At 44.6% G+C, this 726-nt stretch carries 1 protein-coding gene and 1 pseudogene; one reads left to right on the forward strand and one right to left on the reverse strand.

Features of this window, described 5'->3' with window-relative positions; genetic code table 11:
• Window positions 1–259: pseudogene (locus tag A3738_RS26725) on the reverse strand (A/G-specific adenine glycosylase); the annotation flags it as partial.
• Between the two features lie 127 nt (window positions 260–386).
• Between A3738_RS26725 and A3738_RS26730 the strand changes: the two are divergent.
• The coding region (locus tag A3738_RS26730; RefSeq protein ID WP_068763972.1) for an SRPBCC family protein at window positions 387–726 on the forward strand (340 nt) is incomplete at its 3' end.

Genomic DNA, 726 nt, shown 5'->3' on the forward strand with positions numbered 1-726 from the left:
CTGCCCATTGAGCGAGCACTTGTTGTTCTTCGGCATGGGCCAAGGAATGAATGTCTGGGAAATGCTCCATAAACCGCTGGTAGTAGCCAATGACGGCAGCTACTTGTGTTTGTTGCAGCATGATTTCTGACACCCAAACTCGGTATGGTGTTTTGTCAGATTGCCAGGGCAGGTCCTTTCTACCGTTAATGTCGAACCAAGCTAATAGGCGTTTTGCAAAATCTTTAGTGGGTGAGAATGGGCTTGGTTGTTGGCTCATGTTTGTCGTTTATAGGCTGTATTAGAAAGTCGCTGTAGGATGCTTTTTTAAAATGACTTGTTTATCATGCTGAGCAAAGCGCGAGTAAGCTAGCGCGTCAATAAAAATTAAACAAGAGGAAAGCTTCATGGCATTCAAAGTTAATATTGATGTCGATCGTACTATTACTGTTTCTGCTGACGTTGCAACGGCGTTTGCGTTGTTGTCAGACGTTCCTGCATCTGCAGAGCATTTTCCAAAGATTGAAAACCTCATTGATCAAGGTGATGGCGTTTACCGTTGGGAAACTGAAAAAGTAGGAATTGGTGATCACGCTTTGCAAACCATTTATGCGAGCAAATACGTGTCAGATGAAGCGAATGGTTCAGTTGAATGGACGGCCGTTAAAGGCGAGGGTAACGCTCAGGTTTCTGGTGGTTGGTCTTTAACTGAAGTAGATGGCGGCACAGAGCTAACTTTGAGCAGCT

The organism is Oleiphilus sp. HI0066 (assembly GCF_001635725.1).